Consider the following 13,861-nt stretch of genomic DNA (forward strand, 5'->3'; position numbering starts at 1 on the left):
CCGTTCGATCAGTTGCCATCGGCACCGTGGCGCTGCCTCAGGATGCGCACGATGGCATCAAGCGCGAGCTCGTAGCTCACCGGGCCGAAGCCGCAGATGACGCCGGCGCAGACGGGCGCGATGGTGGAGTGATGTCGAAAGGCCTCTCGGGCGTGCACGTTCGACAGGTGGACCTCGATCGCCACCGCATCGACAGCCTTGATGGCATCGCGCAGGGCAATGGAGGTGTGGGTATAGGCCGCGGCATTGAGCACGATGCCGGCGCCGGCAAGGCCCGCCTCGTGGATGAATCCGACGAGTTCGCCCTCGACATTCGACTGCCGGCAGGTGACATCAGCGCCGAGGCGAGCGCCGAGTTCGACCAGGCGCTGCTCGATCGCGGCCAGCGTCAGGGAGCCGTAGGTCTGTGGCTCGCGAACGCCAAGAAGGTTGAGATTGGGACCGTTGATGATGTGAACGGCGACCATGGGCTCTCTATGCCGTGGCGGACGACGCGGCCGGGACGGCGCGCGAACCCGGCCCTCTTAGCGCGAAGCGCGTGGGAAAGGAAGACTTTGCGCGCGAAAGCCGCCTCGCGGCGCACGCTGCTTTGCGACGCCGTGCTCAGCACTCGCTCTTGCCGCACGTGCGCATGGCTGCGATGCGCTGCTTGATCGGTTCGGCGCCGACCGCGCCAGGGATGATCGCATCGCCGATGACGAAGGCGGGAGTGCCGGTCAGGGACAGCTTATCGCCAAGTTCCAGCGTCTCGGCCAGCGCCTCGCGGATCTTCGGCGACTCCATGTCCTTCTGCAGGCGCGCGAGGTCGAGGCCCATCTCTTTGGCGACGGCCATCGCCCGATCCTTGCCCACCCGGCCACGCGAGTTCATGAGACGGGTGTGGAACTCGAAGTACTTGTCGCCGTCGAGCTGCTCCCGGACGGCGAGGGCGACAACGGAAGCATCGACCGAATCGGCCCCGAGGATCGGCAGGTCGCGCAGGACGACGCGCAGCTTGGGGTCCGCCTTCGTCAGGGCCACGACATCGCCTACGGCCCGCTTGCAGTAGCCGCAGTTGTAGTCGAAGAACTCGACAAGCGTGACGTCGCCCTCGGGATTGCCGACGACGATGCCGTGCGGCGACTGCGTCAGCGCCTCGGAATGGCTGGCGAGCGCCTGCTTTTGCGCATCCTCCTGCGCCTGCTGCTGCCGGCGCTCGAGTTCGACCAACGCCTCCTGCAGGACCTCCGGGTTCTGGATGAGATACTCGCGGATGATTTTCTCGATGCCCGCCCGATCCTGAGTGGAAATGGTGTCCGACTGCGCCGAGGCTCCGAAGGCCGTGAGGCTGGTGGCGAGCCCGCAGGCGAGGAGGACGGGAGCGAACGAGCGAAGAGCGATCATGTTGGATTCCTGAACCGGGATGGAGCAGCTTTTCCGGCTCAGGGAGCACGGAAGGACGCCAAGATCAATTCACCAGCGCGTCAGTGCGCCAACACCGCGTCATTTCTGGGGCATCGGGACTGGCGGGGGGCAAACGGCCGCAGGCAGCCTCCGTCAGCGAGCGCCGCGATGCCGGCCGCGGCGTTGCCATCGGCCCGGCGGGCGGTTAATCCCGCGGGAGACCTGATCCGAGAACCTGTTCATGCCGCTCCCTCCCTTGCCCGCCCGTCTCAGTCGCGTGTCGTCGTTCCTCGCCATGGACGTACTCGCCGCCGCCAGGACGAAGGAACGCGCCGGCGGGGACGTGGTGCATATGGAGGTCGGGCAGCCGTCCGCGCCGGCGCCGCGTCGCGTGCGGGAGGCCGCGCGCGCGGCGCTCGACATCGGGCAGGTCGGCTACACGGAGGCACTCGGGCTGCCATCCCTGCGCGAGCGCATCGCCCGGCACTACCGCGACGCCTATGGCGTCGATGTGGCGCCCGAGCGCGTCGTCGCGACGACCGGCTCTTCGGCGGGCTTCGTGCTCGCCTTTCTTGCCCTGTTCGAGCCAGGCGCGCGCGTTGCCATCACGGCACCCGGCTATCCCGCCTATCGCAACATCTTCGCCGCGCTCGGCATCGAGCCGGTCGACATCGCCGTCGATGCCGCAAGCGGCTGGGTGATGACGGCCGAGGCGGTGGAGCGGGCACACCGGGAGGCGCCGCTCGCCGGTGCGCTGGTGATGAGCCCGGCCAACCCTTCGGGCACCATGATGGGGCGCGAGGCGCTCGCCCGGCTCGCCGAGACCTGCAGGCGCTCCGGCATCTGGTTCATCTCCGACGAGATCTATCACGGGCTGACCTACGACGCGCCGGCCGAAACGGCGCTTGCCGTCCAAGACGACGCCCTGATCGTCAACTCGTTCTCCAAATATTACTGCATGACGGGCTGGCGCATCGGCTGGCTCGTGGTGCCTCATGCCCTCGTGCGCCCGGTCGAGACGCTAGCGCAGAACCTCTACATCTCGCCGCCCTATCTGAGCCAGGTGGCGGCCGAGGCTGCCTTCGACGCTGTGGAGGAACTCGAGGCGATCAAGGCCGGCTATGCGGCCAATCGCGCCTTCCTGCTCCAGGAACTGGCGGCGATCGGCCTCGGCGAGGGGCCGCCCGTCGACGGGGCGTTCTACATCTATCGCGACGTTGCGCGCTTCACGAACGATTCGCTCGCCTTCTGCCGCCGGATGCTGGATGAGACGGGCGTCGCGGCGACGCCGGGGCTCGATTTCGACCCGGACAGGGGCGCGCGCTTCGTCCGTTTCTCCTTCGCCGGTTCAATGGAGGATTGCCGCCAGACGGTGGCGAGGCTGCGCGCCTGGTTGCGCTAGGGGCTTCGCCCGCCGTTGGCGCTCGTGGCGGTCAGCTCATCAGCGACAGGCCGTGCCGGTGCAGTGTCCGGATGTGCTGCTGAACCGCGCGGCGCGCGCGTTTGACATCCTCGGCTTCGAGCGCGTCGACGATGGCGAGATGGTCGCCAAAGGATTTCTCGCGCCGGCCGTTCCAGCGCATCTCGCCGAACAGGCGCGTGGCGATGCGCAGCGATCGGATCGTCTGCCGCAGGGCGCTGTTTCCGCAATGGTCCGTATAAAGGCCGTGCACGGCCTCGTCGATGTGCAGGACCGTATCCGGGGGGACCTTGCGCTCCGCCCTGGCACTCTCGATTTCCGCACGGACGCTACGCAGTGCCCCGTGATGCACGCGCCCGATCGACAGGGTGGCGGCCTCTGGCTCCAGGAACTCGAGCACCTTCAGGCTCTGGAGGTATTCGATGAGATCCACCTGGCGAACGACGAACGACCGGTTGGAGGCCTTGGCCACCAGTCCCTCGCCCTCGAGACGCTGCAATGCCTCTCTGAGCGGCGTGCGTGAAATGCCAAGCATGTCGGCGATGCGCGCCTCGACGATGATCTCGCCACCCTTCAGGCGATGTTGATAAATCATCTCCGAAACGGCGCGATGTGCGAGGCATGAAAGGCTTGAGTCGGTCTCTGCAATTGTACTTGATTCGTTGGTCTGCATATATTCACCATTCAGCCGTCGAAAAGCTGCCAATGGTTGTTCAGATAGCATTCAGGATTGGCGCGGGCGCGTCAGTCTGTGCTGGATTGCAGCCAAAAATACCTCAAAGAATGCATGATCGCGCCGGATCGATATATCAGCTTTCCTTGCCGGTCATGACCATGTGGGCGAGGCCGTCGGCGTCGAGCCCGGCGACGGGCCGGTCGATGACCTTGCGGCCGCTCTTGAGGATGGCGACGCGCGTTGCGACCGCGGTCACGTCCGCCATGTTGTGGCTGATGAGCACAACGGTGCGGCCTTCGGCATTGAGCTTGCGGATGAGGTCGAGCACCAGCGCCGTTTCCTTTACCCCGAGGGCGGCTGTCGGCTCGTCCATGATGACGACCTGTGCGTCCCAGTGCAGAGCGCGCGAGATGGCGACCGCCTGGCGCTGGCCGCCGGACAGACGCTCGACCGGCCTGTGCATGTCCTCGACCGCGACCGAAAGGCGGCCGAGATAGCCCTTGGCCAGGTCCTCCATGCGTCGCTTGTCCAGGATATGGACGAAGGGCAGCACCGGGCGCGTCAGCTCCGCCCCCATGAAGACGTTCTGGACGATCGACAGGCGCGGGGCGAGGGCGAGGTCCTGGTAGATCGTGGCGATGCCCTTCGCCAGCGCATCCTGCGGCGAGCGGAAGCTGACCGTCCTGCCGTCGAGCATCATGGCGCCGGCGGACGGTTCCTGCGCGCCGGAGATGATGCGCACCAGCGAGGACTTGCCGGCGCCGTTGTCGCCGCAGATGGCGAGCACTTCGCCCCGTCCGATGTCGAGGTCGATGCCCTTGAGCGCGGCGACCGCGCCGTAGGACTTCTCGATGCCGCGCAGGGAAAGGACGGGCGCCATGGTTCTCGCCGTTTGGGTGGGGCGCGGCCGGCGTCGCGGCCGCGCGGGTCATCTTGCGGACCTACTTGATGAATTCCTTGACGTTCGTGGCGTCCACGAGCGTTGCGTCGGTGAAGAGATAGGGGCCCGCCGTCACCGTGTCCTTCGGCTGCTTCTTGACGACGATGGTGTCGATCGCCTCGACGGCGGAGCGGCCCATGCCCTCGAAAGGAATGGCAACGGTCGCCATCAGCATGCTTTCCGGATCGGCGATGCGGCGGTAGGTCTCGGGCCCGCCATCGATGGAGACGAGCACAATGTCGCCCTTCTTGAGGCCCTGGGCCTGCATCAGGTCGTCAATGATGTAGGCCTGCCCGTCGAAGGAGGCCCAGATGCCGTTGATCTGGCCCTGGTTCTTGAGGAGCAGCGCCTGCATGCCGTTGCGTACGTCGTCGCGCCAGCTCTGCGTGCGGGCCATGCTGTGCTTGCCGATTTCCTTGACCGCCGTGTTCTCGGACAGGACGACGTCGAGCACCTTGCCGCGGATGCGCGTGCCGACATTGCCCTCGAACCGCTGGGTGAGAATGTTGCCGCGGTAGCCGATCTGGCCGAGCAGGTAGAGCGCCGCGTCGGCACCGACCTTGTATTCGTTCACCTGCACGTCCATCAGCGTGTGCGGGCTCGTGCCGGCCATGACGGTGATGACGGGCACGCCCGCCTTGCTGGCGGCTTCGAGCTGCGCGTCCGCCTCCACGGGCTTGCCCATGGCGATGACGATGGCGTCCACCTTCCGCGCGATCAGCGCATCGAGCTGCTCGGCATGTTTCGGCAGCGCGCCTTCGGAATTGAGCAGGGTGACGTTCCAGCCCTTCGCCTTGGCGGCCTCCGCCGCGGCGTTGGCGACGCGCGCATGCGTCTCCGACGACATCTGGAAGGCGACGATGCCGAGCTCGAAAGCCATGGCGGCATTGGCGGACAATGCCAGCAGCGCCCCGGCTGCGGCGGCGATGAGCGACGTCTTCTTCATGGTTCCTCTCCCCAGCCCCGATCGATCTGCGATCAGTTGATCTTGGCGCAAAGATCCTACAGCTTAAACGCAGCTTTCTTCAGCGCCGTGGCAGACAATGCAACGGAAACGATGATGATGAGCCCGAGCACGATATCCTGGACGTAATAGGCGGCGCCCATCAGCACGAGCCCGTTGCCCAGAACCTTGAGCGTAAGCGCGGCCACGAGCGTGCCCGGCACGTTGGCCCGGCCCGGCTCGAACATGGTCATGCCGAGGAGCACCGCGGCGATGGCATAGAGGAAATAGTCCCCCGCCATGTTCGGCGCGGCCGAGGACAGGCTCGCCGTGAGCAACACGGCGGTGACGCCGGCGAGAAGGCCCGAGAGGGCAAGACCGAGGCGTTTCATGCGCCCGGTCGCGATGCCGGCGAGCCGGGCCGCCTCGTCCGCTTCGCCCGTCGCCGTCATGTGCACGCCCGTGCGCGTGCATTTGACGAGGAACAGTGCCCCGCCGGCGACGAAGGCGAGCCAGATCACGAGGTTGGGGACGCCGAGCATGCTGCCGCGCGCGATGCCCGTGAACTCCGCCGGCCAGCGCCCGACGAAGGCGACGCCTTGGGTGATCATGAAAGCGAAGCCCTTGGCGATCGCCGCGGTGCCGAGCGTGGCGATGAGCGAGGGCACCTTGAGCCGCGTGACGGCGATGCCGTTGAAGAGACCGGCGCCGAAGGCGACCGCGAGGCCGGCCGCGACGGCGAGGAGCGGTGACTGGCCAGCCTGGATCAATGCGCCCGTCACCACCGCGGCGAGGCTCGCCACCTCCGCCACCGACAGGTCGAGCTCCGACGTGATCAGCGCCAGCGTGAAGCCGATGGCGAGGATCGCGAGGAAGCTCGTCTCCTTGAGCACGTTGAGAAGGTTGATCGGCGCCGCGAAACTTGGCGCAAAGGCGACGAAGAACAGCGTGAGCGTGAGGCCGGCGAAAGCGGTGCCGTAGGTTTCGAGGAAGGAGCGCATCAGCGGTCGATCGCGCTGGCGATGCCGGCAAGGCGGCGGCGGGGAAGGGGCGCGAAGGCGGGAGACATTCGGCGGACGGCGGCTCGGCGGGCGCTGAGGCTGGCGGAGCGGGCATCGTTAGCAGACTGGGGATGCCCCGCAAGCAGAAAGGGCACGAATTGTGTGCGCCGCGCGCATGAATTGTGTGGCCAGCCGGCGTTACGTCGGCGTTTCGAGATGCGCGAGGTCCGCCGTCAGCGGCGCCAGCATCGGCACGGCGCGCCGGAACTGCGCATGGAGCGCGTCATAGAACGGGCGCCGGTCGCCGCGCGGCACGTGGCGACGGGCGGGCCGGGCCATGCCCGCCTGCGCCGCGGCAAGATCGGGATAGGTGCCCGCGGCGACCTGGGCGAGGGCGGCGGCGCCGACGAGGCCGGGCTCGCCTGCCGCGCCGACGACCACGGGCCGGTTGCAGACGTCCGCCTTCACCTGCGCCCACAGCCGGTTGGCCGCTGCGCCGCCGCCGAAGCGGATCTCGCTGCAGGTGATGCCGGCCGCCGCCTCCGCACGGGCCAGGACCTCGCGGTTGAGCAAGGCGATGCCCTCGATCAGCGCCCAGGCGAGGTCGCCCGCCCCGTGGCGGCGGTTGAGGCCGAGGAAGGCGCCGCGCATGGCCGGGTTCCAGTAGGGCGTTCGCTCGCCCTGCAGGAAGGGCAGGAAAAGCACCGGCGCCCGATCCCGCGGCCGGGCAAGCAGCGTCTCGAACACCGCGGGCACATCGGCGTCCTCGCCGCGCCAGCCGGCCAGCAGCTCCGCCAGCCAGCGTGCCGTGTCGGCACCATTCTGGCCGGGGCCGCCGATCTGGTTGAGGCCGTCGCCCCAGTCGATCGTCAGGAGCCCCTCGGCCGTCCGGTCCGCCGGGCTCATCAGGCCGAGCACCTCGGTGGTGCCGGAGATGTTGTAGGCGAAGCCCGGCCGCATGGCGCCGAGGCCGACGACCGCCGCCCACGTATCGTGCGAGCCGCAGACGACAGGCCGTCCCGCGAGCCGGGCGAGCGCCCCGCTGGCATCCTCGCGGATCGTGCCGACCGTCGCACCCGGCGGCAGGAGCGGCGGCAGGACCGCATCGCTGATGCCGGCGCCCGCGAACAGGCTCGCCGTGCCCGCATTTGCGGCACAGGCAGTGAGGCGCGCGGCGGAAATGGCATCGCTCGCCACGATGCCGGCCAGGCGGGCATTGATGAAATCCTTTGGGTCGACGACGTGCGCCAGGCGGCCGTAGGCCGACGGCGCATAACGCTGCAGCCAGGCGAGTCGGGCGAGCGGGTGGAAGGCGTTGACGTGCGTCGTCTCGGGATGGCTGGCATCGAGGCGCGCGCGCAGCTCCTCCGCGAGCTCGGCCGCGCGCGCATCCCGCCACGTGATGGCGGCGTGGACGGGCGCCCCGGCCGCATCGAGGAAGACCTGCGTGCGCGTGATGCCGCACACGGCGACGGCCGCCGCGCCGGCGAAGGCTTCCGGCGCCTTGCGCGCAAGCTGCTCGGCCGCCGCGGCGAAAAGGTCCCACCAGGCCTCAGGCGCAATGCCACCGCCGTCCTCGTGCTCGCCCGGCGAGGCGAGGGTGACGTCCTGCCGGATGGCGCCGGCTTCGTCGACGAGGGCGAGACGGAAATGCGAGCCGCCGATGTCGCAGGCGAGGACGAGGGGCATCGCGGCTCAGCCCGCGAGGGTTTTGTCGATGACCTCGACGAGCGTTTCCGGAGCCTGGGCGCCGGAGACCCCGTAGCGCCCGTCGAAGATGAAGAACGGCACGCCGGAGATGCCGAGCCGCGCGGCGGTCGCGATCTCCTCCCGCACCGCGTCCTTGTCCTCCTCCGTCGCGAGCCTTGCGGTGAATTCCGCCGGATCGAGGCCGCCGCTCGCCGCGGCCTCCGTGAGGACGGCGTGGTCGCCGATGTCGCGGCCGGCGAGGAAATAGTCCGAGAACAGGCGTTCGACGACCGCGTCCTGGTGGCCGAGCGGCTGGGCCCAGCGGATCAGTCGGTGCGCGTCGAGCGTGTTGGGCGAACGCGCGATCGCCTCGAAACGGAAGGTGATGTCCGTGTCCGCGGCGGCGGCGCGAACGTTGTCATGCAGGGCGGCGATGCGTTCGTCGTCGCCGAACTTCCGCCTGAGATAATCCTTCCGGTCGATGCCGCCTGAGGGGATTGTCGGGTCGAGCTGGAACGGGCGCCAGTTGACGGTCACGGCGATATCCGGGCGCTGCGCCAGCGCCGCCGCGAGCCGCCGCTTGCCGATAAAGCACCATGGGCAGACCACGTCGGAGACGACGTCGATGACGAGGCTGGCGGAGGGCGCGGCCATGGCTTGTCCTTTCCGGCGATGGCCGCTCAGGCGGCCGGCGGCTCCGCTGCTTCGGAGATGGCGAGAATGCGCGCGTCGAGGCTGTCGACCCGGTAGGGCAGGCGCCGCCAGCCGTCGGCGAGGGGCGCACCGCCCGGCCACTCGAACCGCCCGACGGGCGCAATTTCGGTCGCGCCGCCGCGCACCTCGAGGTGGCCGCCGATGCCGCGTCGGGTATCGAGCAGCGGCTGGCCGTTCATCATGGGGCCCGGCTGCGGGCCGAGCATGAGGGTCGGCTGGCCATTGCCGCCGCGCACGGCGCACAGAAGTGCGAACTCGCCGATGTCGAGGACATCGACGATGTGGGCTTCGCCGGCGGCATCGGACGGCTCGGCACGGAACGGCACCTGATGGACGAAGGCGACCCGCCGGCGCCGGTCGCGCAAGAGGCCGCTTGCGGCCAAGGGCTGCTCGAGCCAAGCAGGCGCGACGAGGAGCGCCTGCGGATCGGCGACCAGCCGGTCCGCGAGCGGGCGGCTGTCGAACAGCGCCTGCATGATCAGCGGCGCGCCGCTGATGAGCGCAGCGGCGAGGCCGCAGCTGAGGCCGGCGAGATCGTCCGGCGCCAGCAGTGAGATGATCTGCTGGCCCGCACCCAGCTTCGCCGCGAGGACGAAAGGCAAGGCGCTCGCGATCAGCGAGGCCTCGCTACGCAACAGGGGCGTTGGCCGATCGGGACGGTTGAAGGTGATGACGCCGGGTGAAGCCGCAGCCGGGGCAGGCACCGGGTCCTCCGTCTCCGCCAGCACCGTGTCGAGGGCGACGACGCCATCCGGCACCTTGTCGCCGAAGGCTGCGATGAAGCGCAGGCCGAAATAGCGCGCCGCAATGTGCCGCGCCATGTCAGCCGGCCGCATGCCGGCGAGCCTGCCGATGGTGAGCAGCGCCTGGACGCCGGCGGCCTCGCAGGCCTGGGCGAGGGGCGGCGCATCCCAGCCGAGCGGCAGCAGCGTGGGGCAGAAACCCGCGCGCATCGTGGCGAGAATGGCGATACATGCCTCCGGCCCGGACGGCATCAGAATGCCGACGGCGGCCTTTGGATCGAGCCGCACGTTGCCGAGAACGGTGGCGAGCCGTGCCGACATCGTGTCAGCTTGCGCGAGGCGCATCTCCGCGCCGAGCAGGCTCGCGACCGGCTCCGCCGAGGGCAGGGAGGCGAACGCCGGCCGCTCCGGCGAGCGGCGGGCCGAGCCGGTGAGGAGACGGGTCAGGCTGAGGCGCGCCCAGATCTCGTCATCGAGGGCAGCCACTCGCTCCTGCGCTTCACTGCGTGTTGCCGTCACCCAGCCTTGTTTCCCTTCTACGAATCGCGCGCTCCATCATGCGCATCTTGGCCGGTTGTTGCCAACGAAAGGTCACCGGCCGGTGTCCTGTCTCGCGTTCAGGTCCGTAGAGCGCCTTCCAGCCTGCTGGCGCCCGGCGGCGGAACACGATAAAGGAGTGCGCGAGTCGTGTCATTCAATCGCCTCATTCGGCGCGGAATGCAGCGTCTCCTCGCGTGATGGTCGTTTCGCCGGCCGCAGCGGAGATCGTTCCGCCACCGAGCCAGTCCAACGGGCGCCGCGCCCGTCGAACCGTGAAAGAGGAATTCTAATGGGCCTCATGACGAACACCGCGGCGAAGCGCACGCCGCTCGCGATGGTTGCGGTCGTCGCAGCCGCAGCGACTGGCCTTCTGCCGGGTCTTGCCCATGCACAGCAACAGCCGGCGCCGCAGCAGCCCCAGCAACAGCAGCAGGGGCCGACGATCGTGCAGGTCAAGCCAGAGCCGTCCCAGACCGACTGGACGAAGGTCTGCGGCCGGGACCAAGCAGCCAACAAGGAAGTCTGCTACACGACACGCGACTTCGTGTCCGACCAGGGCCAGCCGGTCCTGGCCGTGGCGGTTTATGAGGTCAAGGGCGACCCGACGCGCATCGTGCGCTTCCTGATGCCGCTCGGCCTGCTTTTGCGCCCGGGTGTGCGCTTTACTGTCGACCAGAACCAGGCGACCCCCGGCCAGTACGCCATCTGCTTCCCCAACGGCTGCTTCGCCGAAGCGCAGGTGAAGGACGACTTCATCGGCCAGATGAAGAAGGGCAACACGCTCAACGTCAGCGTGCAGAATCAGATGGCGAACGAGGTGACCTTCGCCATTCCGCTCGCGGGCTTCACCAAGGCCTATGACGGCGCGCCGATCGACCCGAAGGTGCTCGAAGAGCAGCAGCGCAAGCTGCAGGAAGAGCTCCAGAAGCGCTCCGAGGAACTGCGCAAGCGTCTCGAGCAGCAGCAGGGTGCGGCCGGCGCCAGCGGCGCCGCCCCGGCCAACGGGCAGAAGCCGGCTCAGTAAGGCCTCGCTCGGATCGCACAAGACAAAGGCGCCGGTCTCCCGGCGCCTTTTCATTTGGCCTATGTCTGGACTTTGAGGGCGGAAACGCGTCGGCCTAATTGTCGAAACCGTGCCGCACCCGGTAATTGCCTTCGGCCGTGCGCTCGAAGATCTCATCGACCTGCGGATGGCGTATCGGCTCCTGCGAGTGGTCGGGCTCCAGGTTCTGCTCCGAAACGTAGGCGATGTATTCCGTCTCGTCGTTCTCGGCGAACAGGTGATAGAAGGGCTGGTCCTTGGCCGGACGCTGCCCCTCGGGAATGGCGAGCCACCATTCCTCGGTATTGTCGAAGGTCGGGTCGACATCGAAGACCACGCCTCGGAAGGGATAGATCCGGTGCCGCACGACCTGGCCGATGCCGAACTTTGCTGAACGCGTCTTCATGGTGCTTTCTGTCCCGTCTGCTAGGACATATAGAGGGGGGCAGGCGCCGTCAACGCGGTGCAACAATAGCTAACTTTCGGCAGCATTGCGGTTTTTCACAAATTGTAGAGCGCACGCCGGTCCGGGTCCTTGTCGGCGACCGCACGCGCGAGATCGACGATCACCTTGGCCTGCTTCCAGGTGGCGTCGTCCTGCATCTTGCCGTCGATCATCACGGCGCCGGTGCCGTCCGGCATCGCCTCGAGGATGCGCTGCGCGAAGGCGACTTCTTTCGCATCGGGGCTGAACACCCGCTTGGCGATGGCGATCTGCGACGGGTGCAGCGACCATGCCCCCGCGCAGCCGAGCAGGAAGGCGTTGCGGAACTGGCTCTCGCAGGCCGCCTCGTCTGAAAAGTCGCCGAAGGGGCCGTAGAAGGCCTTGAGCCCGTTGGCCTGGCAGGCATCGACCATGCGGGCGATGGTGTAGTGCCAGGGGTCCTGCTGGGCGCTGGCCCGCTCGGCGCCTTCTTCCCCGCGGTCGGCGAGCACCCGGTAGTCCGGATGGCCGCCGCCGACGCGCGTGGTCTTCATGCCGCGGGAGGCGGCAAGGTCCGCCGGGCCGAGGCTCATGCCGTGGAGGCGCGGGGAGGCGGCGGCGATGTCGTCGACGTTCTTGACGCCTTCCGCCGTCTCCAGGATGGCGTGGATCAGGATGGGCCGGCCGATGCCGTGCCGCGCCTCGAGCTGGGCGAGCAGCTGGTCGAGGTAGTGGATGTCCCACGGGCCTTCCACCTTCGGCAGCATCACGACGTCGAGCTTCTGCCCCACGGCCGCGACGATGGCCATGACGTCGTCGAGCATCCAGGGGCTGTTGAGGGCGTTGATGCGCACCCACAGGCCCGTCGTCCCGAAGTCGCAGCGCTCGGCCAGCTCGATGAAGCCGGTGCGTGCGGCCTCCTTGGCATCGGCCGGGATGGCGTCCTCGAGATTGCCGAGCAGCACGTCCACTTCGCCGACGATCTCCGGCACCTTGGTGCGCACCTTCTCGATGTGCGGCGGGATGAAATGGATCATCCGCTCGAGCCGCGTCGGCAGCTCCCGGAAGGGCTGCGGCGCGCCGAGCGCCAGCGGGCGATAGAAGTTGCGCGGCAGTTTCATGTCGTCTCCACCCTCGGATCGCCGGTTCCCGGCACTCATGCTGCAGTGCAATAGATACCAGTTGCACCGCGTCGTCCATTGGCCGGAGGGCGAATGGACGACACGAAACCAGGCGCTCCACGCGCCCGGGCGTGCTCTTGCGCGGGGCTTCCCGTGCATGGGCCCCCTGCGCCTGCGGCGGTTGTGCTGCCGGCCCCGCACGTTATGCCTTGAGCCGCGGGCGCCACGCCGCCCGCCGGGAGCCCTCGATGACGGACCTTGCCGCGCTGATCAGCCTCGTTGCGCCCTTCTTCGGGCTCATCGCGCTCGGCTTCTACTGCGGCAAGCGGGTGCATATTCCCGAGGGCGGGCTCGCGTGGATGCAGTTCTTCCTCATCTACGTCGCGCTGCCGCCGCTGTTCTACCGGCTCATCGTCAACACGCCGATCGAGGAACTCGCCAACTGGCCCTTCATCGCGGCGACGACCCTGTGCACCTTCAGCGCCTTTGCGATCTCGTTCTCGACGGGAATGGCGACGTCGCGCGGCGACATCTCGCAGGCGACCCTGCGCGGGCTCGCGGGCGCCTATTCCAACATTGGCTACATGGGGCCGCCGCTCGTACTCGCCGCCCTCGGCAGCGGGGCCAGCGCGCCGGTGGCGCTGATCTTCGTCTTCGACAACATCCTGCTCTTCACGCTCGTGCCGTTCCTGATGACCATCGGCGGCGCCGACAAGCGCAGCTTCGCCGAGACGACGCGGGCCGTGGTCTGGCGGGTGGTGACGCACCCGTTCAACCTCGCCACCGCCGCCGGCGTCGCGGCGAGCTATTTCAGGCTCACGCTGCCCGACTTTGCCGATAAGATGGTGACCTGGCTCGCCGGGGCGGCCGCGCCGTGCGCGCTCTTCATCCTCGGGGTGACGGTGGCGCTGCGGCCGCTGGGGCGCCTGCCGCTCGAGGTGCCGGCCCATGTCTTCGTCAAGCTCATCATCCATCCGCTGCTGGTCTGGGTGGTTCTATCGGCCTTCGGCGATTTCGATCCCGTCTGGGTCTACGCGGCGGTGCTGATGGCGGCGCTGCCGCCGGCCCTCAATATCTTCGTGTTGTCGACGCAGTATCGCATCGGCCTGGAACGCGCCTCGGCGGCCATCCTCGTCGGCACCGTCGCCTCCATGGTGACGCTGACGGGCTTTCTCTGGCTCATCAAGACGGGCAGGATGCCTCACGATCTGTTTCCGTCGTGAGG

At 68.2% G+C, this 13,861-nt stretch carries 15 protein-coding genes; 3 read left to right on the forward strand and 12 right to left on the reverse strand.

The window, feature by feature from the left end:
* Positions 1-8: 8 nt before the first annotated feature.
* Positions 9-467, reverse strand: a complete 459-nt coding sequence (gene aroQ / locus P2T65_RS15785; protein ID WP_063186229.1) for a type II 3-dehydroquinate dehydratase — start codon at positions 465-467, stop codon at positions 9-11.
* Between the two features lie 136 nt (positions 468-603).
* On the reverse strand, positions 604-1,383 hold the full coding sequence (locus tag P2T65_RS15790) for a DsbA family protein (protein WP_055458379.1): 780 nt from the start codon (positions 1,381-1,383) through the stop codon (positions 604-606).
* A gap of 241 nt (positions 1,384-1,624) precedes the next feature.
* On the opposite strand from P2T65_RS15790, the gene P2T65_RS15795 reads away from it, so the two are divergent.
* A complete protein-coding gene (locus P2T65_RS15795; RefSeq protein ID WP_063186231.1) occupies positions 1,625-2,785 on the forward strand; it encodes an aminotransferase class I/II-fold pyridoxal phosphate-dependent enzyme in 1,161 nt (386 codons plus the stop codon).
* A gap of 31 nt (positions 2,786-2,816) precedes the next feature.
* Here P2T65_RS15795 and P2T65_RS15800 read toward each other — a convergent pair whose 3' ends face one another.
* From P2T65_RS15800 to P2T65_RS15835, 8 genes are all read right to left on the reverse strand, one after another.
* Positions 2,817-3,476 (reverse strand): GntR family transcriptional regulator, encoded by a 660-nt coding sequence (locus P2T65_RS15800; protein WP_063186233.1) that lies wholly within the window; start codon positions 3,474-3,476, stop codon positions 2,817-2,819.
* 136 nt (positions 3,477-3,612) lie between these two features.
* The gene (locus P2T65_RS15805; RefSeq protein WP_071923739.1) at positions 3,613-4,359 is read right to left on the reverse strand and encodes an ATP-binding cassette domain-containing protein; all 747 of its coding nucleotides are present in this window, start codon (positions 4,357-4,359) and stop codon (positions 3,613-3,615) included.
* A 61-nt stretch (positions 4,360-4,420) separates the two neighbouring features.
* Complete coding sequence (locus P2T65_RS15810) at positions 4,421-5,365, reverse strand: substrate-binding domain-containing protein (RefSeq protein WP_063186237.1); 945 nt, start codon at positions 5,363-5,365, stop codon at positions 4,421-4,423.
* A 56-nt stretch (positions 5,366-5,421) separates the two neighbouring features.
* Positions 5,422-6,363, reverse strand: a complete 942-nt coding sequence (locus P2T65_RS15815; protein WP_276200156.1) for an ABC transporter permease — start codon at positions 6,361-6,363, stop codon at positions 5,422-5,424.
* A gap of 198 nt (positions 6,364-6,561) precedes the next feature.
* A complete protein-coding gene (locus tag P2T65_RS15820) occupies positions 6,562-8,052 on the reverse strand; it encodes an FGGY-family carbohydrate kinase (protein ID WP_276200157.1) in 1,491 nt (496 codons plus the stop codon).
* Between the two features lie 6 nt (positions 8,053-8,058).
* Positions 8,059-8,706, reverse strand: coding sequence for a DsbA family oxidoreductase (locus P2T65_RS15825; protein WP_276200158.1), 648 nt, complete (start codon positions 8,704-8,706; stop codon positions 8,059-8,061).
* 26 nt (positions 8,707-8,732) lie between these two features.
* Positions 8,733-9,995 carry an AMP-binding protein gene (locus P2T65_RS15830; protein ID WP_276200159.1) on the reverse strand — a complete coding sequence of 421 codons (1,263 nt, stop codon included), beginning with the start codon at positions 9,993-9,995 and terminating at the stop codon, positions 8,733-8,735.
* Positions 9,996-10,008: 13 nt separating this feature from the next.
* Positions 10,009-10,203, reverse strand: a complete 195-nt coding sequence (locus tag P2T65_RS15835) for a hypothetical protein (protein WP_141659657.1) — start codon at positions 10,201-10,203, stop codon at positions 10,009-10,011.
* Positions 10,204-10,338: 135 nt separating this feature from the next.
* Here P2T65_RS15835 and P2T65_RS15840 point away from each other — a divergent pair, with 135 nt between their 5' ends.
* A complete protein-coding gene (locus P2T65_RS15840) occupies positions 10,339-11,073 on the forward strand; it encodes an invasion associated locus B family protein (protein WP_055458370.1) in 735 nt (244 codons plus the stop codon).
* A gap of 94 nt (positions 11,074-11,167) precedes the next feature.
* On the opposite strand, the gene hspQ is transcribed toward P2T65_RS15840, so the two are convergent.
* Both hspQ and P2T65_RS15850 read right to left on the reverse strand, forming a co-directional pair.
* Positions 11,168-11,497, reverse strand: coding sequence for a heat shock protein HspQ (gene hspQ, locus P2T65_RS15845; RefSeq protein WP_055458369.1), 330 nt, complete (start codon positions 11,495-11,497; stop codon positions 11,168-11,170).
* Between the two features lie 95 nt (positions 11,498-11,592).
* Positions 11,593-12,636 carry a CoA ester lyase gene (locus tag P2T65_RS15850; RefSeq protein ID WP_276200160.1) on the reverse strand — a complete coding sequence of 348 codons (1,044 nt, stop codon included), beginning with the start codon at positions 12,634-12,636 and terminating at the stop codon, positions 11,593-11,595.
* Positions 12,637-12,884: 248 nt separating this feature from the next.
* On the opposite strand from P2T65_RS15850, the gene P2T65_RS15855 reads away from it, so the two are divergent.
* The gene (locus tag P2T65_RS15855; RefSeq protein WP_063186250.1) at positions 12,885-13,859 is read left to right on the forward strand and encodes an AEC family transporter; all 975 of its coding nucleotides are present in this window, start codon (positions 12,885-12,887) and stop codon (positions 13,857-13,859) included.
* Positions 13,860-13,861: the final 2 nt, after the last annotated feature.

The sequence above is a fragment of the Chelatococcus sp. XZ-Ab1 genome (assembly GCF_029309855.1).
Taxonomy (GTDB): Bacteria; Pseudomonadota; Alphaproteobacteria; order Rhizobiales; family Beijerinckiaceae; genus Chelatococcus_A; species Chelatococcus_A sambhunathii.

Bases quoted from the DNA above. Each gene is read 5' to 3' on its own strand.
- aroQ (WP_063186229.1), bottom strand. From the start codon at position 467: ATGGTCGCCGTTCACATCATCAACGGTCCCAATCTCAACCTTCTTGGC.
- P2T65_RS15790 (WP_055458379.1), bottom strand. From the start codon at position 1,383: ATGATCGCTCTTCGCTCGTTCGCTCCCGTCCTCCTCGCCTGCGGGCTC.
- P2T65_RS15795 (WP_063186231.1), top strand. From the start codon at position 1,625: ATGCCGCTCCCTCCCTTGCCCGCCCGTCTCAGTCGCGTGTCGTCGTTC.
- P2T65_RS15800 (WP_063186233.1), bottom strand. From the start codon at position 3,476: ATGCAGACCAACGAATCAAGTACAATTGCAGAGACCGACTCAAGCCTT.
- P2T65_RS15805 (WP_071923739.1), bottom strand. From the start codon at position 4,359: ATGGCGCCCGTCCTTTCCCTGCGCGGCATCGAGAAGTCCTACGGCGCG.
- P2T65_RS15810 (WP_063186237.1), bottom strand. From the start codon at position 5,365: ATGAAGAAGACGTCGCTCATCGCCGCCGCAGCCGGGGCGCTGCTGGCA.
- P2T65_RS15815 (WP_276200156.1), bottom strand. From the start codon at position 6,363: ATGCGCTCCTTCCTCGAAACCTACGGCACCGCTTTCGCCGGCCTCACG.
- P2T65_RS15820 (WP_276200157.1), bottom strand. From the start codon at position 8,052: ATGCCCCTCGTCCTCGCCTGCGACATCGGCGGCTCGCATTTCCGTCTC.
- P2T65_RS15825 (WP_276200158.1), bottom strand. From the start codon at position 8,706: ATGGCCGCGCCCTCCGCCAGCCTCGTCATCGACGTCGTCTCCGACGTG.
- P2T65_RS15835 (WP_141659657.1), bottom strand. From the start codon at position 10,203: ATGACACGACTCGCGCACTCCTTTATCGTGTTCCGCCGCCGGGCGCCA.
- P2T65_RS15840 (WP_055458370.1), top strand. From the start codon at position 10,339: ATGGGCCTCATGACGAACACCGCGGCGAAGCGCACGCCGCTCGCGATG.
- hspQ (WP_055458369.1), bottom strand. From the start codon at position 11,497: ATGAAGACGCGTTCAGCAAAGTTCGGCATCGGCCAGGTCGTGCGGCAC.
- P2T65_RS15850 (WP_276200160.1), bottom strand. From the start codon at position 12,636: ATGAAACTGCCGCGCAACTTCTATCGCCCGCTGGCGCTCGGCGCGCCG.
- P2T65_RS15855 (WP_063186250.1), top strand. From the start codon at position 12,885: ATGACGGACCTTGCCGCGCTGATCAGCCTCGTTGCGCCCTTCTTCGGG.